The organism is Sorangiineae bacterium MSr12523 (assembly GCA_037157775.1).
Classification (GTDB): domain Bacteria; phylum Myxococcota_A; class Polyangia; order Polyangiales; family Polyangiaceae; genus Pendulispora; species Pendulispora brunnea.
The window spans coordinates 6,216,816-6,238,551 of record CP089982.1 but is presented as its reverse complement, the minus strand read 5'-3'; the positions used below and the strand labels follow the sequence as shown (position 1 = coordinate 6,238,551).

Annotated in this window: 15 protein-coding genes; 11 read left to right on the top strand and 4 right to left on the bottom strand. The window is 65.0% G+C overall.

Annotated elements, in window-relative coordinates:
• The first annotated feature begins 5 nt into the window (after positions 1–5).
• The 3 genes from galE to galT are packed head-to-tail and all read left to right on the top strand — an operon-like array spanning position 6 to position 3,258.
• The gene (galE, locus tag LZC95_24000) at positions 6–980 is read left to right on the top strand and encodes a UDP-glucose 4-epimerase GalE (protein WXA99866.1); all 975 of its coding nucleotides are present in this window, start codon (positions 6–8) and stop codon (positions 978–980) included.
• A gap of 2 nt (positions 981–982) precedes the next feature.
• A complete protein-coding gene (gene galK / locus LZC95_23995; protein WXA99865.1) occupies positions 983–2,164 on the top strand; it encodes a galactokinase in 1,182 nt (393 codons plus the stop codon).
• A complete protein-coding gene (gene galT, locus LZC95_23990) occupies positions 2,161–3,258 on the top strand; it encodes a galactose-1-phosphate uridylyltransferase (GenBank protein WXA99864.1) in 1,098 nt (365 codons plus the stop codon). The genes galK and galT overlap by 4 nt, the downstream gene beginning before the upstream one ends.
• On the opposite strand, the gene LZC95_23985 is transcribed toward galT, so the two are convergent.
• A complete protein-coding gene (locus LZC95_23985) occupies positions 3,236–4,882 on the bottom strand; it encodes an FAD-dependent oxidoreductase (GenBank protein ID WXA99863.1) in 1,647 nt (548 codons plus the stop codon). The genes galT and LZC95_23985 overlap by 23 nt on opposite strands.
• A 3-nt stretch (positions 4,883–4,885) precedes the next feature.
• Complete coding sequence (locus LZC95_23980) at positions 4,886–6,808, bottom strand: prolyl oligopeptidase family serine peptidase (GenBank protein ID WXA99862.1); 1,923 nt, start codon at positions 6,806–6,808, stop codon at positions 4,886–4,888.
• A 216-nt stretch (positions 6,809–7,024) separates the two neighbouring features.
• Here LZC95_23980 and LZC95_23975 point away from each other — a divergent pair, with 216 nt between their 5' ends.
• Complete coding sequence (locus LZC95_23975; protein ID WXA99861.1) at positions 7,025–8,815, top strand: bifunctional metallophosphatase/5'-nucleotidase; 1,791 nt, start codon at positions 7,025–7,027, stop codon at positions 8,813–8,815.
• Between the two features lie 85 nt (positions 8,816–8,900).
• The gene (locus LZC95_23970) at positions 8,901–11,423 is read left to right on the top strand and encodes a protein kinase (protein ID WXA99860.1); all 2,523 of its coding nucleotides are present in this window, start codon (positions 8,901–8,903) and stop codon (positions 11,421–11,423) included.
• A 79-nt stretch (positions 11,424–11,502) separates the two neighbouring features.
• On the opposite strand, the gene ureA is transcribed toward LZC95_23970, so the two are convergent.
• Positions 11,503–12,171, bottom strand: a complete 669-nt coding sequence (gene ureA, locus LZC95_23965; protein WXA99859.1) for an urease subunit gamma — start codon at positions 12,169–12,171, stop codon at positions 11,503–11,505.
• A gap of 88 nt (positions 12,172–12,259) precedes the next feature.
• Here ureA and LZC95_23960 point away from each other — a divergent pair, with 88 nt between their 5' ends.
• Positions 12,260–13,663, top strand: coding sequence for a sigma 54-interacting transcriptional regulator (locus LZC95_23960; GenBank protein WXA99858.1), 1,404 nt, complete (start codon positions 12,260–12,262; stop codon positions 13,661–13,663).
• Positions 13,664–13,746: 83 nt separating this feature from the next.
• Entirely contained in the window at positions 13,747–14,100 is a 354-nt protein-coding gene (locus LZC95_23955) for a four helix bundle protein (GenBank protein ID WXA99857.1), read from the top strand.
• Positions 14,101–14,181: 81 nt separating this feature from the next.
• Here the strand turns inward: LZC95_23955 and LZC95_23950 are convergent, their stop codons facing one another.
• The gene (locus LZC95_23950) at positions 14,182–15,423 is read right to left on the bottom strand and encodes a hypothetical protein (protein ID WXA99856.1); all 1,242 of its coding nucleotides are present in this window, start codon (positions 15,421–15,423) and stop codon (positions 14,182–14,184) included.
• A gap of 324 nt (positions 15,424–15,747) precedes the next feature.
• On the opposite strand from LZC95_23950, the gene LZC95_23945 reads away from it, so the two are divergent.
• From LZC95_23945 to LZC95_23930, 4 genes are all read left to right on the top strand, one after another.
• Entirely contained in the window at positions 15,748–17,193 is a 1,446-nt protein-coding gene (locus LZC95_23945; protein ID WXA99855.1) for an alkaline phosphatase, read from the top strand.
• A gap of 350 nt (positions 17,194–17,543) precedes the next feature.
• Positions 17,544–19,097, top strand: coding sequence for an ABC transporter substrate-binding protein (locus LZC95_23940; GenBank protein WXA99854.1), 1,554 nt, complete (start codon positions 17,544–17,546; stop codon positions 19,095–19,097).
• A gap of 78 nt (positions 19,098–19,175) precedes the next feature.
• Positions 19,176–20,756 carry a serine/threonine protein kinase gene (locus LZC95_23935; protein ID WXA99853.1) on the top strand — a complete coding sequence of 527 codons (1,581 nt, stop codon included), beginning with the start codon at positions 19,176–19,178 and terminating at the stop codon, positions 20,754–20,756.
• Positions 20,757–20,835: 79 nt separating this feature from the next.
• Positions 20,836–21,735 (top strand): hypothetical protein, encoded by a 900-nt coding sequence (locus LZC95_23930; protein WXA99852.1) that lies wholly within the window; start codon positions 20,836–20,838, stop codon positions 21,733–21,735.
• The last annotated feature ends 1 nt before the right edge of the window (position 21,736 follow it).

Below are 21,736 nucleotides of genomic sequence, written 5' to 3'. Positions count from 1 at the left end.
ACCACATGCGACTATTCGTTACGGGCGGTGCCGGTTACATCGGCAGCGTCGTGGCCGCGAAGCTTCTTCAAGCTGGGCACGACGTCACCGTGTTCGACAACCTTTCCACGGGCCATCGCGAGCTCGTTCCCAAAGCGGCCCGCTTCATTCAGGGCGACTTGCTCGATCGAGCCGCCGTGCTGGCCGCCGTGGGCTCGGGGTTCGATGCCGTGCTGCACTTTGCGGCCAAATCGCTGGTCGGCGAGTCAGCCCAGAAGCCGTCGCTCTACTTCGGCGAGAACGTCGGCGGCGCGGTGAACCTCGTCGATGCGATGCGCGAGGCCAAGGTTCCGAGCATCGTCTTCTCCTCGACGGCCGCCGTTTACGGCGAGCCGGACGTGGTGCCCATCCCCGAAGATGCGCCACCGCGCCCGGTCAATGCGTACGGGGCCTCCAAGCTGGCCATCGATCAGCTCCTCGGCTTCTCCGGGGCGGCCCACGGACTGAAGGCGGTCAGCCTGCGCTACTTCAACGTGGGCGGCGCCTTCGGCCATCAAGGCGAGCGCCACACCATCGAGACGCACGTCATCCCGCGCATTCTCACCGCGGCCTCGCAGGACGAGTCGTTCGACGTCTACGGCACGGACTATCCCACGCCGGATGGAACGGCCGTCCGCGATTACGTCCACGTCGCCGATCTGGCCGATGCGCACCTGCTCGCGCTGCTCGACATGGCCGAGCGCGGAGAGCCTGGCCAGCACCGCATCTACAACTTGGGCAACGGCGAGGGCTTCTCCGTGCGCCAAGTGCTCGAGGTCGCGCGCCAAGTGACGCAAAAGCCCATCCCCGCGAACGAGCGCCCCCGCCGCGCGGGCGATCCGGTGCGCCTCGTGGCCAGCAGCGACAAAGTGCGGCGCGAGCTCGGGTGGAACCCGCAGCGTTCCGACTTGGCGAGCATCATCTCCGATGCCTGGGCCTTCATGACGAAAGGGCGGGCCTGACCGTGGCCCTCGTCTCGAGTGAGGGACTCCTTGCCACCGTGCGCGCCGAGTTTCGCACGCTGACCGGGCGGGAGCCGGAAGGCCTCTGGCGCGCGCCCGGCCGGGTCAATTTGATCGGCGAACACACCGACTACAACGACGGGTTCGTCTTCCCCTTGGCCATCGACCTGCACGTGCTCATCGCGGCGTCGCCCCGCACCGACGGGGTGCTGCGCGTTCGCTCCGTCGAGAAGGGCGAAGCCGTGGAAGTCCCGGACGTGCGCACCCTTGCACCGTCCCCGACGTGGAAGGGCGCGTGGGCCTCGTACGTCGCCGGCACCGCCTGGGCCCTTCGCGATGCGGGCTACGCCGTGGGCGGTGCCGACATCGTCGTGGGGAGCACCTTGCCTGCGGGCGCAGGCCTTTCGTCGAGCGCCGCCCTCGAATGCGGCACCGCGCGCGCCCTCACCGAGCTGCACGGGGTTGCCATCACCGATCTGGACATCGCCAAGCTCGCGCAGCGCGCGGAAAACGTCTTCGTGGGCATGCCGTGCGGCTTGATGGACCAGCTCTCGTCCACGTTCGGCCGGGCAGGGCATGCGCTCTTCATCGACTGCCGCAAGCTCGACATCGTCCCGTACCCCTTCGACGTGCGCTCGGCCAACCTCGAGCTGCTGGTCATCGACACGCGCGCCCACCACGAGCTCGTCGACGGCGGCTACGCCGATCGCCGCGCTGCCTGCGAGCGCTCCGCGGCCAAGCTGGGCGTGCCCGCCCTGCGCGATGTGGCCATCGACGATCTGCCCGGCGCGCTCGAGCGCCTCGGCGATCCCATTTTGGTCAAGCGCACCCGCCACATCGTCACCGAGAACGACCGCGTGAACCGCATCGCCGCGCTGCTCGACGCCGGCCGCGTGACCGAAATCGGACCGCTGCTCACGGCATCGCACGTTTCGCTGCGCGACGATTTCCAGATCTCGTGCGAGGAGCTCGACGTCGCCGTCGACACCGCGCTCGCCTCCGGCGCACTCGGTGCACGCATGGTCGGGGGTGGCTTCGGTGGTTCGGCCATCGCCCTGGTGCCCACGGAAAAAGCAGCTGCCCTCGAACAAGCCGTGGTGGCGGCCTTCTCCGCCCGCGGCTTCACCCGCCCCTGGATCTTCCGCGCCGTCGCCGCCGACGGCGTTCATCGAGTTGCATCGTGAGCAGACCCGAAGTGACGACGAACAAGACCCGCATCCTCCTCTCCGACGGCCGCGAATTCGTCTACTACGACGACCGCCCCGGTCTCGACCGCACCGCACCCGATCGCCGCGGCCTCGAACTGCACCAACCCAAATCCGAGATCCGTTACGATCCGATTCTCGAGGACTGGGTCATCGTCGCCGCCCACCGCCAGACGCGCACGAACCTCCCCAAGGCGAGCGAGTGTCCCCTGTGCCCCACGCTCCAGGGCAGCGAGTACCTCTCGGAGATCCCGGCCGACGACTACCACGTCGTCGCCTTCGAGAATCGTTTCCCCTCGCTCGGCGGTTCGAGCGGCGGCGTCGAGGTCATCGAGGGCACCGTTCACACGAAGCCCGGCGTCGGCCGTTGCGAGGTCGTCTGCTTCACCAGCGACCATGGCTCCTCCTTCGTCAAGCTCCCCAAAGAGCGCCTGCGCACGCTCGCCGCGGCCTGGGTCGATCGCACCTTGGAGATGTCGAAGTACCCCGGCGTGGAGCAGGTCTTCGTCTTCGAAAACCGCGGTGCCGAGATCGGTGCCACCTTGGATCATCCGCACGGCCAGATCTACGGGTACCCCTTCGTCACCTCGCGCACCGCCCGCGCACTCGCCTCGGCGGAACGCTGGCAGAAGGCCCACGGCGGTTGCCTCTTCTGCGCCATCGTCTCGGAGGAATCGCAGAAGCGCATTCGCGTCGTTCGTGAGACCGAGCACTTCGTCGCCTTCGTCCCGGCCGCGCCGCGCTTTCCTTACGAGGTGCACGTCTACCCGCGCCGCCACGTGCCGGATCTCCCGGCGCTCACCGAAATCGAGCTCGACGAGCTCATGGCCCTCCAGGTGGACCTGCTCGAGCGCTTTTTCCGGCTCTTCGACAAGCCCATCCCGTACATGTCGTGCTGGCACCAGGCACCGGTCCGCGTGGGCCGCGATCTGCACCACCTCTCGCTGCAGCTCATCAGCCCGCAGCGCGCGCCGAACACGCTCAAGTTCTTCGCCTCGAGCGAGTCCGGCATGCACGCCTACACGATGGACGTCCTGCCCGAGGCGATCGCTACGCGCTTGCGGGATATTTGACGTCTTCGGCGAAGTACTCCTCGAACCGCCGATCCGCATCCGCGCCGAACAAAATCTCGCACGCCTCGCGAAGCCCCGGGGCGTCGCGCAGCACGTCCTTGTGGATCACCAGCGCGATCTTGGAACGCCGCCGCAGAAAATCGTCCAGCTTCACGATCATCTCGCGCCGCGCAGCCTGCGCAATCTCACATCGCAGGTACTCGGCGCCCTCCACGACCAGCTCGGCCATCCGCGGATCCGCGCGGATATCTTCCAAGAGCCCCAGCGCCTCCGCGCCATAACGCCGCCACAATCGCGATGTCAGCTTCTCCGAGGAGCTCGGCGGCGTCATCCCGTCGAGGTTCATCAGGCGCGCCTGGTGCAAAAACTCCCGATGCGTCTCGTCCGGCGGCTCGCCGTACCAGCGTGCCTGCGGATAGGGGAAGGAGACACCCAGCGACTGCACCTCCTCGGCGATCTCCTCGCCCACGTTGAGGCAGTCGGTCAGCTTGCCGCCGAAAATGCTGATGTGCCGCCGCTCGCGGTCGACCTCGATGGCGTGCTTGCGCGACAGCTGCGTCCAATCCGTGCCGCCATTGCCCTTGGACGTCACGGCCAGTGGCCGGACACCGCACCGCTCCGCGATGATGTCCGCCTCGGTCAGCGGCTTCTTCAGCTTCAGCCGCTTGTTGATGTTGTCCAGCACGAACCGCCGGTCCTCCTCGGTGACGTGCGTTTCCGGTCGATCCACACGCGTGTCCGTGGTGCCGATGCACGAGCGCGGACCCATGGGGATCACGAAGAACGGCCGCCCATCGTCGGCGAACATCGTGAGCACCCGGCGATGCGGCGTGATGCGATCCACGATCAGGTGAATCCCCTTCGAGAAGACGTGATGGTGCGACGTATCCTCGCCGGCGCGCTCGTTCATCGAGTCCACGTACGGTCCGCACGCGTTGATCACCACGCGCGAGCGAATCGTGATGTCGCGGCCATGCGTCCGCGAGCCCGACACGTCTTTCGCGCGCGTGAGCCATATGCCCGACGACTTGTCGTACTCGGAGCCGCGCGACTCCACGTAATTCGCGGCCACGCAGCCGTAGTTCAGCGCACCGCGCACGAAGTTGAAGACGAAGCGTGCGTCGTTGTCGTGCAAAAACGCGTCCGAATATTCGAACCCGCCATCGGCCACGTCCAAATTGATGACCGGCTCCTCGCGCGCCATTTTTCCCTGGGGCAGAAGGCGCGGCTTCTTCGTGAACAGGCTTCCGATGAACCAATAGATCCACGCGCCCAAATACAGCTTCCACAACCCGTGGCGAAACCCGCGCGGGTGTGCGGCGAAGAAGCGAATCTCCTGCACCGTGGAGGGATAACTGCGAATCAAGTGATTGCGCGACATGCAGAGTTTGCGCACCAGGCCAAACTCCATCGTCTCCATGTACTTGATGCCGCCCCACGCCAGGTTCGACGATTGTTGGCTGGTGAACCCGGCAAAGTCGCCTTTGTCGATGAGCGCCACCTTCGCGCCCCGCGCGGAGAGGCACGCCGCCGAAACGGCGCCATTGATTCCCCCACCCACCACGAGAACATCGAAGTCCGTTTCGCCGAGGCGCTGGACGTTGGCAATTCGCAATTGAGGCATGGTCTATTTCGTACGCGTATTCAAATGAGTCTCGAGGAAGCGGGCGACCCGCGAAGCGAATTCGACTTGGTTGTCGCGGCGCACAATCCCATGTCCCTCGTCGTCTTTCACCATGTATTCGACGGGGGACTTGTGCTGCCGCAGTGCCTTGACGATCTGATCCGATTCCGCCTTCGGCACCCGCGGATCGTTCTTGCCTGCGTAGACGAACAGCGGTGCGGAGATCTTGCCCGCATCACGCAACGGTGAAATCGAATCCAGAAACGCCGCCTCCTTGTCTGGATCGCCAATCTCGGTCCGATAGTTTTCCCGCACGGGCCCGCTGGTCGAGGCCATGAACGAGTTGAAGTTCGCAATGCCGAACATGTCCACGCCGGCGGCCCACAACGACGGCTGCCGGATGAGCGTGCTCAACACCACGTACCCGCCGTAGCTCGCGCCGAAAGCGACCATCTTCTTTCCGTCGGCCCAGGGCTGCGATTGGACCCAGCGCCCGACGGCCTCCACGTCCCTGAACGAGTCGAGTCGCTTGGGCCCATTGTCCGCCGCCTCGTACGCGCGACCGAAACCGGCCGAGCCGCGGATGTTCGGCTCCACCCACGCATAGCCGAGGCTCACGAAAAAGCGGGCGAGGGGAGACCAGCGGACCATCGACGAATCGCTGGGCCCGCCGTGGAACCACACGATGACTGGCCGCTTCTGGTTGGCGCCGCCCGCGGGAAGGTAGGTGTGCACGGGTACCTTCACGCCATCGCTTTCCACCTCGGTCGAAGCCGTCTCGATGGCCTGGAGTCCATCCAGCGAGGCGCGCGCATCGTTTCGCAGTGGCTTCGACGCGCCGGTCTTCGTCTCGATGGCGAAGACATCCTGCGGCGCTTGCGGTGTCGACCACACGGCGGAAAGGGTTGAGCCGTCGTTGGAGAAATTGCTCGCGTATCCTTGCCCGAGGGGCATCTTGATCGCGGTTTTGGGCTCGAGCGTGCGCGTGTCCAGGAGCCGCAGTTCACTATGGTTGCCGGCATTCAAGGTCAACGCGAGCACGTTTCCACCGGGCGCGACGGTGATGCCTTCGATGGTGGCCTTCGGCGCCTCCGTCTCGACGTAGCGGCGCAGCTCCTTGCCGCTCTTCGTATCCAGCACGAGCACGATGGCCTGCTCCGCGCCGCCGTCGGTGGCCACGAACACGCGCGCACCATCCGGTGAGAACGCGGCCCCGCCCACGCGGCTTCGTTGCCCGAGCAACGGATACAGCGTGCTGGCCGTGCCCCTTTCCAGATCCACCAGCGCGATCTGGTTGTCCGACCACTCGCGGAATCGATTGAAGAGCCCCCACTTTCCGTCGCGGCTCACGTCCACGAGCTGCCCGCCGTTGGCGTCTTGGTACACCCACTTCGAGGGCGCGGGCCCCGTCTTGGCCGGCGACATCGACGTCGTGTACACGCCGGCCAGCGCCGAGTTCACCGCCGTGCGGCCGCTGAAGTACAGCGTGTCTTGCGCCTTGGCCGGGAGCTGCGGGGTATCGCGCTGCAGCCGATCGTTCGGCGTAAGTTGCACCAAGTTCTTTCCATCGAGGTCCGCCCGGAAGAACGTCACCTGCTCGTCGGCGTCCCGGTCGGAGCCGAACACGATCGTCTTTCCATCCCGCGTCACCAGCGGCGTCATCGCCCGCTCCGACGAGGACAGCACGCGCGTGGCGGGCGTCTCGGGATGCGCGGTCTCACCCAGGTACAACTGCGGAATGCCGTCGCGGTTGGAGACGAAGACCACCTTCTTGCCGTCGGGTGTCAGCACCGGCTCGCGGTTCGAGAACGCGTCCAGAATGGGCGCCGCCTTCTTGGCCAGCTCCTTCTCCCGAGCGAGCGCCTCACCGGTCGACGTATCTGGATCGGCGTTGGCCTGGATCGGGCTCGTACCGGTGGACGTCACCGGTGGCGGCGCTTGCACTTTCTCGCGTTCAGGGCCGAAACCCGCGCAACCTGAACTCCAAGAAAGAGCAGCGAGAGCAGACAAAAGCAGCGAGGGCGCGATCGGGAAAGTTCGTAGCACGGCCCCAGCATACAACGTGGCGGATGGCGAAAGTATGCTACGAGATGGACGCTCGGCTGACGTGGGTTCGTCACCGGTTTTCGTTACGGGGCAAGCATGCGTCTACGACGATCTCTCCTGATCCTCTTACCTGTCCTCGCCGTCGCGAGCGTTCCCTTCGCCATCTCTTCTTGCACGGGCGACGACACCCTGTTGAACAACACAGGGGGTCCGGATGCGACCACCGACCATGCGAACGGTGACGCGTCGTCGCCCGTCAAAATCCAGATCCTCGGCATCAATGACTTCCACGGCAACCTCGATCCGCCGGTGGGAAGTGGTGGCATCGTCCCGGCTGCGCCGAACGATCCGGAAATCGGTCCCGATGCTGGGGCCAAGCCGCGCGACGGTGGCGCGATCAACGACGTGCCCGCGGGCGGTGCGGCCTACCTGGCCGCGCACATCGCCAAGCTCAAAGCGGCGAACCCGAACACCGCCATCGTCTCCTCGGGCGATCTCACGGGTGCGAGCCCCCTCGTTTCGGCGCTGTTCCACGACGAGCCGGCAATCCACGTGATGAACGCCATCGGGCTCGATTTCAACGGCGTCGGCAACCACGAGTTCGACCACGGCGTGCCCGAACTGCGCCGCCTCCAGTACGGCGGATGCCACCCCGACGAATGCGCCGACGGCGCGGCCGACTACCCGGGCGCCCGCTTTCAGTACCTCGCGGCGAACGTCGACGTGGCGAAGGACAAGACGGTCTTCTCTCCGTACGCCATCAAGTCATTCGGCAGCGTCAAGGTGGCCTTCATCGGCATGACCTTGAAGGATACGCCTTCCGTCACCATCCCGAGCGCCGTCGCCGGCCTCACCTTCGACGACGAAGTCGCGACGGTGAATGGCCTGCTGCCCGAGATCAAAAAGGAGAACGTCAGCGCCATCGTGGTGCTGCTCCACCAGGGCAACATCCCCACCGACGGCACCACCTACGACGGGTGCGGCATCGACAGCGGCGTCATTGCGGACATCGCCACCAAGCTGGATCCGGCGATCGACGTCGTGCTCAGCGCGCACTCGCACCAGCCGTACAACTGCAGCATCGGAGGGAAGCTCGTGACCAGCGCGGCGTCCTTCGGGCGGGTGGTCACCCAGATCGAGCTCACCGTCGATCCGGTGCAGCACAAGGTCACCGCCAAGACGGCGAAGAACCACGCGGTCACGCGCGACATCGCGCCCGATCCGACGGTGCAGGGAATCGTTGCAAAGTACACGGAGCTCGCGGCACCTCGCGCGAACAAAGTCATCGGGCACATCACCGCCCCGCTGACGCGCGTTCAGAGTGGCGAGTCCGTCCTCGGCGACGTCATTGCCGACGCCATGCTCGCGGCGGCGCAAAAGCCGGGCTTGCTGGCCAAGGTCGCCTTCATGAACCCGGGTGGCATTCGGTCGGATATCTCGTGCGCGTCCAACGACTGCTCGGCCAGCAAGCCGAGTCCGGTCACGTACGCCCAAGCGTTTACCTCGCAACCGTTTGGAAACTACCTGGTCACCATGACGCTGACGGGTGCGCAGATCCGCGATCTCTTGCAGCAGCAGTTCAACGTGACCCCGGCGCGTTTCCTCCAGATTTCCGGCATGAAGTACACGTACTCCGGCACCACGGTGGACGTGTCCTCGATCCAAATCGGCGGCCAGCCGATGGCGCTCGATCAATCGTACCGGGTCGTGACGAACAACTTCCTCGCATCGGGTACGGGCGACGGGTTCACGGTCTTCAAGCAGGGCACCGAGGTGACGAATGCCGGCCCCGACGGCACCATCGTCGACATCGACGCGCTCACGGCGTACCTCACGGCGCACGATCCGCTCGCGACTCCGGCGTTGGATCGCATCGTGAAGAGATAAGAAGAAGACGGCTCCCGGAGGGGAGTGGGAGTCGTGACGGAAGCGTCACACGGCCGACATCTCGGATTGGGTATAAGCCGCCCACGTGGGGACGTCTGCGCGCTTTGGCAAATACAGATTCATCGCCACGCTTGGTCGCGGGGGTATGGCGGACGTCTACCTGGCGCTGCAAAGCGGTCCGGTCGGATTCCGCAAACTCGTCGTCGTGAAGAAGCTTCGCGCGGACGTGGCCGAAGAGGACACGTACCGCGCGATGCTGCTCGACGAAGCGCGTCTGGCTGCGCGCCTTCGCCACCCCAACGTCGTGCAGACGCTCGAAGTGGGCGTGCACGAAGGGCAGCACTTCATGGCGATGGAGTACCTCGAGGGGCAACCGCTCGGGCGTCTCGCCACCGCGGCCACCAAGAGCGGCGCACCCGTCTCCGCACCGGTGGCGGTGCAGATCATCATGGACGTGCTCAGCGGGCTCCACTACGCCCACGAGCTGCACGACTTCGACGGCACGCCGCTGGGCATCGTCCATCGCGACATCAGCCCGCAGAACGTGTTCGTCACCTACGATGGCGAGGTCAAGCTGGTCGACTTCGGCATCGCGCGCACCAACTTGAGCAACACGGCGACGCAGGCCGGCACCTTCAAGGGCAAGCCCTCGTACACGGCCCCCGAGCAGGTGCGTGGCGATCCCATCGACCGCCGCGCCGACGTGTTCGCCACCGGCATCGTGCTCTGGGAGCTGCTCGCTCACCGGCGCCTCTTTCGGGCCGACACGCCCATGGAGGCGATGCACAAGCTGCTGCTCGAGGAGATCCCGCTCCTCTCCAGCGTCAACCCGGACGTGCACCCGATCCTCGACGCCGTGTGTGCGCGCGCGCTGCAGAAAGATCCCGACAGCCGCTTCGAGACGGCGGCCGAGATGCGTGCGGCGCTGCAGAGCTACTTCGAGTATGCGGGCATGCACCCCATCCCGCGCGACCGCGTGGGCGAGTGGGTGGCACAGCTCTTCGAGAAGGAGCGCGCGGCCGTTCGCGATCGCATCACCGAGTGCATGCGCGTCCAAGATGGGGATGCGCCGCGCAACATCGACTCGGTGCCTACGTTGGTGCTCGGTCCCTCGGCGTCGAATGTCACTCCGCACTCGACGAGCCATCCCATTTATTCGACCGTGCGCGCCGAGGCGAAGCGCGATCGGGAGGCGGCCGAGCGTCGCCGCCTCGGATTGGTCCTGGGTGGCATCACCCTGGCGCTCGCCGCCGCCGCGACCGGTGTGGTGGTCGCGCACGGTCTCCGTCCGAACCCCGAGAAAGCCGCTGCCGCGCAGATCGCCTCGCAGCGCGATGCTGCCGACAACGAAGAACGTGTGCTGCGCTTGTGCGGGTCCAACACCATCGGCGCCGAGCTCGCGCCTGCGCTGGTGGAGGCGTACTTCAAGAAGAAGGGCTTCGCACAAACGTCCCGCGCGCCCGGCAAAAAGCCGCAATCCGTCGACATTCGCGCCGCGCGCGGCGACGAGCACCCGCAGGTCATCTCCGTCGAGGCGGAGGGAAGCGCGACCGCCTTCACCGGCCTGGCGAACGGCACGTGCGACGTGGGCATGGCATCGCGGGCCATCCACGATGACGAGGTCGTGCTGCTCGCGCAAAAGGGCCTCGGCGAAATGCGCTCGCCCGCCAACGAGCACGTCATCGCGCTCGACGGCATCGCCGTGGTCGTCCATCCGAACAACACCGTGCGGGCGCTCGATGCCGACCAACTCCGTCGCATCTTCACCGGCACGGCGCACGATTGGTCCGAGCTCGGTGCGGCCGCGGGCCCCATCAGCGTGTTCGCGCGCGACGATGCTTCGGGCACGTACGACACGTTCAAACATTTCATCCTCGGCAAGGACAAGCTCGTCGGCTCCGCCAAGCGCTTCGCCGACAGCGATGCCCTCTCGGATGCCGTCGCCAACGAACCCGGTGGGATCGGCTTCATCGGGCTCGCGTACATCCGCTCGGCCACCGCGCTGGCCGTCTCCGATCGCGGCGCGCCGCCGATGTTTCCTTCGCCCTTCACGGTCACCACCGAGGGCTACATGCTTTCGCGCCGCCTCTATTTCTATACGGCGGCCCGCCCTTCGAGTCCGCTCACCCGCGAGCTCGTCACCTTCGCGCTCTCCCCGGATGGCCAGAACACTGCCCGAGCGGCAGGCTTCGTCGATCTCAGCGTTCGCATGCACGAGCCGGATGCCTGCGAGAAGCGATGCTCCGCGCGCTATGCGTACACCATCAAGCGCGCCCGCCGCCTCTCCCTCGACTTCCGCTTCCGCAGCGGCACCAAAGAACTCGACAGCCGCGGCACCCGCGATCTCGACCGGGTCGTTGCCTTCTTGAACGGCCAGCCCGGTGCCCGCGTCCTGCTTCTCGGCTTCTCCGACGGCGTCGGCAACCCCGCGCAAAATCTCCAGCTCTCGCGCGAGCGCGCCAAGGCCGTGGGCGAGGAGCTCGCCGCCCGTGGCGTGCACGCCGCCCAGATCGACGGCTTCGGCGCCGAGATGGCCGTCGCCTCCAACGCCGACGAAACGGGCCGCGAACGCAACCGCCGCGTCGAAGTTTGGATCGCGCCGGAATAGGGTTTAGGGGATAGGGTTTAGGGTTTAGGGAAGAGAGAATTCTTTCTCATCCCCGGACCTTCATCGTTCGTCTTCTTCCCTAACCCCTAACCCCTAACCCCTCACTATTCTCGACCAAGGTCACGGTGCGCGTCTCACCCGGTTCGAAGCGCACGGCCGTGCCCGCGGGGACGGCCAGGTGCTTTCCCTCCGCGGCCACGCGGTCGAAATCCAGTGCCGCGTTGGTCTTTGCGAACGGATAGTGGCTGCCCACCTGAATCGGCCGATCGCCGCGGCTCGTCACGGTGATCGTCGTTCGCTTGCGCCCCGCATACAGATCGACTTCGCCGGCCGCCACCTCGATTTCGCCCGGCTTCGTCTCGGCCAGCTCCGTCTCGCCGAAAATGGCCAGATCGGGCAGAGGCAAAAAGCTCCCGTACAGTGCCAGCGACAGATCGCCGTCGTCGAGCACGATGGGATCGTGCACGGTGACCAACTTGGTTCCATCGGGGAACGTGCCCTCGACTTGCACCTCGTGAATCATCTCGGGCACGCTGGGCAGCACCTGGCGGCGTCCCAGCACGCGGCGTCCGAGGTCCATCAGCTCCGCCACCGAGCGCCCATCGCGGATCCACTCGAGCAGCTGCGTGGCGAGCAGCGCGACCGCCTCCGGGTAATTGAGGCGCGTCCCGCGGGCGAGGCGCTTTTGCGCGAGAAAACCGGCTTGGTGCAGAACGAGCTTGTCGATGTCGCGCGGCGAGAGGTGCATCGTCCCATCATCGCTGCTTGGTATCCTGCGTCAATGTGGACTCTTGCGGCGTCGCTTCGGAGAGAACATGATGCAGGCTGTTCCATTCATGCGACACGCAGTTCCACCCGGCGGCGAGCACACCAAGGTCCAAACATTCGAGCCCCGCGCCAAGGCTGCCCCTTGTCCTCACCTGATGTGGCGAGACCTGCGCGGGCAACACAAGGTCAAGCTCACCATGCCCTCGACGCTTCTCGGCTCCGCGAGCGGCGTTTCGGTGGTCATCACGGATACCACGGTGTCGCGCCTCCACGCGGAAATCGAGCTGCGCGAAGACGGCGTCTGGATCCGCGATCTCGGTAGCCGCAACGGCACCTTCGTCGAGGGCGTCCTCGTCTCCCGGGCGCGCGTCGCCGACGGCAGCAAGGTGAAACTCGGCGTGACCGAGCTCACCGTGGTCTACGACGGCGAGCAACAACCGCCCGAGCTCTGGCCGGAGGAAAGCTTCGGCCCTCTGGTCGGCCGCACCCCGGTCATGCGCGCCCTGTTCGCCTACCTGTCGAACATCGCGAAGGCGGACTCCCCCGTGTTCATCCAGGGCGAGACCGGTACCGGCAAGGAGCTGGTCGCCCAGGCCATCCACGAGGCTTCACCCCGCGCGGACAAGCCGTTCGTGATCGTCGACTGCGCCGCGCTTCCCGAGAACCTCATCGAAAGTGAGCTCTTTGGCCACGCCAAGGGCGCTTTCACCGGTGCCATCACCGCCCGCACCGGCGCCATCGAAGCCGCCGACGGCGGCACCGTCTTCCTCGACGAGATCGGCGATCTGCCCATGTCCGTCCAGCCGCGTCTTTTGCGCGCGCTCGAATCGGGCACCATCCGCCGCGTGGGCGAGACGTCGCGCCGCAAAGTGAATGTGCGCTTCCTCTCGGCCACGCACCGCGACCTGCGCACGATGGTCAACGCCGGTGACTTTCGCGAGGACCTCTATTTCCGCCTTGCGGTCCTCCCGGTCAGCGTGCCCCCGCTTCGCGAGCATCTGGACGACGTGCCCTTGCTCGTCGAGCGTTTTCTCCCGCGCGGGGTGGTCGCCAGTCCGGAAATCGTGGCCCAGCTCACCAAGCGCCCCTGGCTCGGCAACGTGCGCGCCCTTCGCAACTTCGTCCACCGCGCCGCGGTGATGGGCGCCCAAGTCGCACTTTCCTTGAGCGACACCGCAGGCGAAGGCGTCCCCGTGGCCTCCGCCTCGAACAGCGCACAGTTCCCCGCCTTTTCACCGTCCCCCTCTCTGCCGCCGCCCGCACCGGGTTCCTTACCCGGCGTCGCCGACTTCGACCCCGCCATCTTCGACGCCGACTTCAAACGATTCCGCGAGAGCTGGGGCGACACCGGCGAACGCGAATACGTCCGTCGCCTTCTCGCCCGCCACGCCCGCAACGTCTCCAACGCCGCCCGCGCCGCCGGCGTCGACCGCACCTACCTGTATCGTCTAATCCGCAAACACCTGCTCTAACTCCGTGCCCGTGCCCGTGCCCGTGCCCGTGCCCGTGCCCGTGCCCGAGGCAACATAGGTCGCTCCGTGGCCGATGAGCAGACATGGTCCTGGATCACGAGCGACTCGACGTCTACCACTTGGCCCTGGATTTCCTGATCTTCGTGAACGGCGTCATCGAGTCATTTCCACGCGGGCACGGTCATCTGACCGACCAGTTTACGCGAGCGTCAATGTCGATCGTGCTCAACATCGCGGAGGGCGCAGGCAAGGTGTCGAAGCCCGACAAGCGACGCTATTACTTGATCGCGCGCGGATCGGCGACAGAGTCCGCGGCGCTGCTGGACATCTGCGCGAGGCTGAAGGTTCTCGACGAAGCCGGTCACCGCAGCGGCAAGGAGATGATCGTGCGGATGGTGTCGATGCTCATTCGACTCGCGCAGGCTTGCGAACAGTAGGCGTCGGCTCAGAGCCGCGCCGTCCGATCGGGCACGGGCAAGGGCACGGGCACGGGCACGGGGGAAGAGGAGAGCGCGAGACTAGAGTTTCTTCAAATACGCGAGCATCGCCGGATAATCCGATGGCGGGAGGTGCGGGATGCCGGGGGCGCCCACGGCGTTGAGGAACTCCATCAGCGCGGTGTAGTGCTGCAGCATTTCCTCCATGGTGGCTGCGCTGTTGTCGTGGAAGTACGGTGCGGTGAAGCGCAGACCATGCAATTGCGGAATATCGAACGAATTGAAATCTTCGATTTTGCCGCTGATGAGCGCAATTCCCGGATCGGTGCTCGGGCACGGCTCCTTCTTCTGCGTGAGCGGGCAGGGGGCGATGCTTCCATCGGGCAAGGTGAAGATGTACGGCCGCACCGGCAACGTGCTCGGTTTGAATCCGAACGGCACCTCCGGCGGACGCGGACCCGAGACGAAGAGATTCTGCGCCTGCCCGAACCCGATGTTGGAGCCCGCCCCCGTCGGGCCGCTGTGGCAAAGTGAGGAGCACTTGTTCGTGAACAGCGTCTTGCCCTCTTGCTCCAGGGCATTCAGCGGCGGATCCGGATCCGGCGGCGTCTCGCCCTTTTCGAGCGCCCTGGCCACCAGGTACATGCCCGGCGACGAGAAGAGCACCTTTTGGAACTCCGCCACGTCGGAGAGCAACCCCGCGCCCGGCTCACGCTGGATCTGCGAATGATCGTGCAGCGCACCGAGCGCCTGCGACGGCAGATTCGGCTGCCGTCCGTCCTGCTGGTACGGCGCCGTGAGCCCGATGTTCAACACCGGCGGCACACCGCGTAGCACGGTCACGGAAGTCGCCGCCGGATCGTCGGCCAAGTGCACGTTCGGCGGCAGCTTCAAGGTGACGCGAATCAGACCCTTCGTGCGAAGGCTCGTGTAGTCGTCCTTGCCGTCGTCCGCATCGATCGACTTGAACAGGGGATCGCGCCCCTTCGTCCTGCGGTAAAGCGCTTCCGCCGAGGCGGCGGAAAGGCCGAAGCCATCCTCGGGTCGATGGCACGTCGCACAGGTTCGCCCGTTTCCTTTGACGCCGGGGAACTCGAAGAAGAAGAGCGCCGCACCTCGCAGGATGCTTTTCGCATTGCCCTTCGGCAGAAACGCCGCCGAGCCCACGGCCTGCGTGAGCGCCTCTTCGGACATCTCGCCCGTATCGCCCGGTGCATCGCCCGAACCGGAATCGTCCCTCGACTCGGCCCCTGCGCATCCGACGCCGCCCCATGCCAGAGCGGCCGCTCCAAGAATGCTCCAGACCAGCGTTGTCGTCTTCAAATCGCCACCTGTCCTGTCTTGCGTGTCTTGCTCTGCGTGGAGGATCGTCCGTGCTGCGAGCAAGCTGCACTGCAACGCCGGTACCGTTCGCCTCGTCGCGGAATCCCCGGAAAAAAAGCCAGCACGCGCGTGGTCTGGCGATCCACTGTCGACTGCCAGTCCACAAAAGTGGCGTAGGCTGCATCTGACACCTCCTAAGCGGAGGTCGCACTCGATTCAAAAAAACCAATCGATTGGCGTAGCAGCCATCGAAAAAATGAATACGGAGGTCGCGCGAAGTTTCGATTCGCTCTCCGGTTCGAGAAGCTCCATCCTATTGGGTACATGAGACGGGGCTTTTTTCTCGCGGTAGCTACGGCGGTCTGCGCGGCGTGCGCGCCCGCATCGAAGATCGCGCCGGCTACACCGCAGGCGGCTTTCCCCAAGAACGTCATTGTTCTCTTTGCGGACGGAACGGCCTCCACACAATGGGAATTCGGCCGCTACACCAGCGAACACCTGCGAAAGCGCCCCTTTCTCGTCACCGATGTCGTCTTTCGGCAGGGCACCCTTGGCTTGATGAGCACCTGCTCGGCCACCGGCATGGTCACCGATTCCGCGGCCGCGGCCACCGCCATGTCGACCGGGGAAAAGACGCACAACTTCATGCTCAGCATCGCGCCGGACGGCAAACCGCTCCCCACCATGATGGAGACGGCGAAGGCCGCCGGCCTGCGCACCGGCTTGGTCACCACCACCGCCATTTACGATGCATCGCCCGCCGGCTTCAGCGTGCACGCCAACGATCGGCGCGCCTTTCAAACCATCGTCGACCAATACCGTGCCTTCGAGCCGGACGTCCTCATGGGCGGCGGCGCCGACTACTTCCTCCCGTCGCCAGTCGGAAAGCGAAACGACGGCGAGGACGTCATCGCAGCCTTCACCGCGAAAGGCTACCGCGTCGTGCAGAACGCGAATGACCTGGCTGACCTGCGCGTTTCGTCGCCGCCCGGGGGCACGCCAGCGCGACTGCTCGGCCTTTTTCCCGAGTCCCCGCAGTCCTTCGTCGACCGGCCCACCGTCGCCGAAAGGGAACGCGCCGCATTGAGCGTCCTTTCGCGGGACGAGCGCGGGTTCTTGCTCTTCGTCGAGAATGAAAGCACCGACAATGCCGGCCACGCCAACGACATCGCCGGCTTGATGCACGCCCTATGGGACTTCGACGACGCCGTGGCCGTCGCCCTCGATTTCCAGAAGCAGCACCCCGACACCTTGGTGATTGTCACGGGCGACCACGAGACCGGGGGCCTGAGCGTCACCACGGCCCGCGCGGCTCGATCGAACGCTCGCATCGTTCCGGGTGAAACGGAGCTTCGCCTCATCGACCGCATCTCTTTGTCACTCGAGGTTGCGGCGGACAAGATTGCCAGCGCGCCCGTCACGTCAGCTGCGTCGGCCGCGGAAACACTGGACCAATTGTTGGCCATGCACTTTCCCGGCTTCATCCTGGACGCCGAATTGCGCCGCACGATCCTGGAGGCTGGCCAGCTTGGTGACGCCGGCGAAGGAAGACGACCCGACGGGCGCGATCGGCGCGACGCAGTTGCCACGGCGCTCGCGCGGATGGTCTCTCGCCAAACGGGGTTCTATTGGGGAACGTCCGGTCATACGACCGAACCCGTGGTCGTCGGAGCGATTGGGCCCGGCGCCGGAATTTTTCGCGGATACCAAGACAATACCGAGTTTGCTCGGCATTTGCGGAGTCTCATCACACGCCGGTCAGTCCGGTGACCACGTCATATCCGAATAAGAAAGGCCATAGGACGTTTCAATAGGGCTAGCGCGCGCCACGGAGGATGCTGAAACTTGGATGGAGGACCTTTCGCTCCCACCAGTGCGAAAGATCCTCGTCGATGACGCGACGCCTCTTGACCTTGTCGCAGATCGACGTAGCCTCATCCGTAGCGGGTTTGCACGTTTCAAAGCCTCACGATTTTATTGTTCGATTGCTAGCGCTAACCCATCGAATTGTTTCGCGAGATCAGGGATCATCGAGGCATGAGAATCGAGTCGAGCGGGTCGAGATCGCGGCGCGCCAAACGCAGAAACTGCGGCAGTAACTTGGGCAGGGGGCAGGTTGGATGAAATTTTTCTCCAAGGTGTTTCTGGTGGGAGCACCCGTGGCAATTGCCGCATTGGTTGGCGGCGCATGTTCTACGGAGTTTTCGGCGCGTGAGTGCAAGATCGACGGCGACTGCGGGTCGAACCTGGTCTGCGTTCAAGCAGGCCAAGAGGGCAACAAGACAGGTAAATCGGCGGCATGCGTGCAGCCTGATCAAGCCCCGCTGAACATCGGCCTCTCCGCCGTCGGCAATGGTCCGAGCCAGGACCTCGGCCTCGAGATGAAGGCCGGCATCAACCTCGCTTTCAAGGCACAGAACGATCGCGGTGGTGTTCGCGGTCGCACGTTGATCCTCAAGTTCGAGGACGACGGCTACGATCCGGCCACCGCCGAAGAGAAGGCGAGGGAGCTGCTGGACGTCCAGTCAGCCGTCGGCGCGACCCCGCGTTGCCAGTCGACGACGAAGAATCCGCAGACCGCCGCATTGTACCCGGATGGAGTGAACCCCGTGTCCACCAATCGGCTCGATCGGGGTTCGAACGCGGTGCTTGCCATTCTCGGAAATGTCGGCACCCCCACGATGGCGAGGTTTGCTCCCATTGCCGTCGAGACGCAGACGCTCTTCTTCGGTGCCTTCACCGGTGCGAAGTTGTTGCTTCGCGACGAGACAGCCGGCCCGGAGTGCAAGAAGTTCATCTTCAACGTGCGCGCGAGTTACGCCCAAGAGGCGCGCGCGACGATGGAGTACTTCATCGCGCACCATTCGATCAAAGACTACAAGCACCTCATCAGCTTCGATCAGAACGACTCGTACGGGCAGGCCGGGTTCTCTGGATTGATCGACGCGTACAATGCGCTGCAGGCCTCTCAGGGATTGACCGCGCTGCCCAACTCCGAGGCGCTCTTTCGCAGCCGCTACACGCGCGACTCGGTTTCCTCGGCGCAGGCGGAAGCTACGAAGGTCATCAACTACATCAAAGGTGTGGTGGATGCCGATTCGAACACGACCAGCAAACACACCTTCGGTATCCTCATGACGGATACCTATCCTGTGGGTGAGGCTTTCATCAAAGCCGTTCAAGATTGGCGGTCGGACAATCCCACCTACAAGGACCGCACGACCGTCGTATTCAGCAACGTGTCGTTCGTCGGTCCGAATTCATTGGCCAACAGGCTCAAGGCTCTCGGTCCCAAGTACACCGAGAACGTGCTCGTGTCGCAGGTCGTGCCAAACTACGCGCAAGACCAGGCAAGCTTGGTTCAGTCGTACAACGACTTGACCAGCAGCGACCCGACCAAGCGGAATTTTACGTCCTTCGAGGGCTACATCGCGGGGCGTGTCTTCATTGCCGGGCTGCTGCAACACAATGGCGCCATTACCTCCGAGAGTCTCATCAATACGTTCGAACACCTGAGCACGGGTGACGAGATCGGGCTTGGGACGAACTCGGGTTTCTCTCCATCCGACCACAACTATTCAAAGAGCGTGTGGGGAACTCGCATCAATGCGGATGGTTCCTTCAGCAACGCATATTTTTGGCGCGAAGGCACAGCCATAACGATTTACATTTGACCGAGTTGGGTGATGATAAAAGATCATCGTGGGCGGCAACTACGACTCGTCGAAGTCGAAGATGATGGAGGAAGTGCGATGCCGGAGAGCACTGCCTCCGAGCACGTGATCGGGAAATACCAATTAATTGCCGATCTCGAGCAAGGGGGGATGGGGAATGTTTACATCGCAATGGCCCAAGGACCGGGCAGCTTCAGCAAGCTGGTGGTCCTCAAGGAGCTAAAGCCGGAGTTCGCTCGTGATCCCGATTTTCTAGCGATGTTTTACGAGGAGGCGAGGGTGGCCTCCCGTCTACATCACCCGAACATCGTCCACACGTACGAGGTGGGCAGTGAAGGCGACCGCCACTTCATTGCCATGGAGTACCTGAGCGGACAGTCGCTGGCCCGGGTGCTCGCCGCCCGACATCTCGGGTTCTCCCTGGAGATGTACCTGCGTGTCCTGTGCGAGGTGCTCCGCGCGCTCGAGTACGCTCACTCGCTCACCGACTTCGACGGCAGCGCGATGGGCCTGGTCCATCGCGACGTGAACCCGGAGAACGTGTTCGTCACGTACGACGGGCAGGTCAAGCTGCTCGACTTCGGCATCGCCAAGGCAAAGAACTCGCGCTTGAAGACGCGCATTGGCGTCTTCAAGGGCAAGCCCTGGTACATGGCGCCCGAGCAGCTCACCGGCGAAATCACGGTGCGCACCGACTTCTTCGCCGTCGGCGTGATGATCTGGGAAGCGGTGTCCGGTGCGCCCATGTGGCACCAGAAATCCGACGCGGAGGTTCTCTCGCTGTTGTCGCAGGGGCAGATCCCGTCGCTCGGCAAAGAGGTGCCCACCGCCCCGGTGGAGTTGGTGCGCATCTGCGACAAGGCGCGCGCGTTGAAGCCGGAAGATCGCTACTCGACGGCCGTCGAGTTTCTGGCCGATCTGGAGCGCTACCTGCGCAATGCCGGAGAACCCGTGTCGGTTCGCGACGTGTCGGCACGCGTCGCCGACATGTTCGCCGACGAACGTGCGGAGCGCCGCGAGACATTGGAGACGTACCTCGGCGCGATCCGGGCGAGCGTGCCCGCCATTTCGACGATCAGCGCCGCCAAGTATACCAGCGGCGCACGTGAGAGCATGGGCGGAAGCCGCCCCCGACTTCGCATCCGGCAGACGCCGAGCGGCACGGCGAAGACGGAGGTCGCCCCGTCGGAGGGGCGGCGCAAGTGGCCGTGGATCATCGGCCTCGCGTTGATCGCTGCGGCCGTCGTGGTTTTCGTCTACATGAAGCCTCGTTTCGGCATCCAGGCGGAGGCGGCGACGCCACAGCCACCACCGCCGGTTGCCACCGAGACCGTGGCGGCGGCTCCTGTGCCGACGCCCACGCCCGTGCCGGCGGCTGCACCGCCCCCGCCCGTCGCCGCATCGGCTTCGGCGGTGGCTTCGAGCGCGCCGACTTCGAGTGCTCCGATGGCCTCGCAGGTGAGTGCGAGTGTCCCCAAGTTGCCCGCCTATCGAGCGCCGTCCGCGCGTCCGGGGGCATCGACCAAGTCTCCGCAGCGTCCGGCCCCCTCCGCGGGTGGTGCTCCGGCGGCATCCGGCGCACCTTCCGCGACGCCGAACTGCGATCCGCCGTTTTACTTCGAAGGCACGAAGAAGCTATACAAGCCGGGCTGCATCTAGTCAGGTTGTGGGGGGCTCCGCCGCCCCACGCCCCCGAGAGGGGGAGCCGACAAGACCAGGGGAGAGGATTTGCCTCGTCATGATACGTGCGATTCACGTTTGTTTTGCCTTCGCCGCCATTACGGCCTTCGCCGCCGAAGCACGCGCCGCCGATCCGATGACCAAAGAGCAGTGCCTCGACGCGCATAGCCGCGGACAGACGCTGCGCGATTCGGGCAAAGTATCCCAGGCGCGCGAGCTCTTTCTCAGGTGCGCCCAGAGCGGTTGCCCCTCCCTCATTCAAGGAGATTGCGCGCGCTTTGCCGACGAGATGACCCGCACCGTACCCAGCGTGTCCTTCGTCGCGCGCGACGCTCGTGGCAACGACGTGGTCGACACCATCGTCTTCGTGGACGATGTGCAGGTCGCCGATCGGCTCGACAAGGGCAAGAGCTTCGACGTCGACCCGGGCGAGCACACGATCAAGTTTTTGCACGGCGACAAGAAGGTGGAGCAAAAGGTCGTCGTGCACCAAGGCGAGCGCGAACGCCTCGTCGTCGGCACCTTTCCGGATCTGGGGGCGCCCGCCAACGGCGCCGTCGCGCCGCCCTCCGCCAACGAGGGCGAGACCTCTCCGAAGGACGAGAGGCCGAGCCGCAGTGTCGGTCCCATCGTCCTCGCGGGTGCAGGCGCGGCCGCCTTGGTGACCGGTGGTGTCATCGCCATCATCGGCCTCAACAAAGTTCCGAGCGAGTGCAGCTACTGGTCCAAAGACTGCTCCGCCGCGCCGGGCTCTCCCGTCTTCAAAGACGCCTCGAACGGCGCCAAGCTGGTGAACGTCGGCGTCGTCGTCGGCAGCGTGGGCCTCGCCGCCATCGCGGGCGGCCTCATTTGGTACTTCGTTGGCAAGCCCGCCGACGCCCCGAAAGACGAGCGCGCCCACCTCACGCCGTGGTTCGACCATCGTTCCGGCGGCGTCTCCTGGCAGGGCCGCTTCTAGC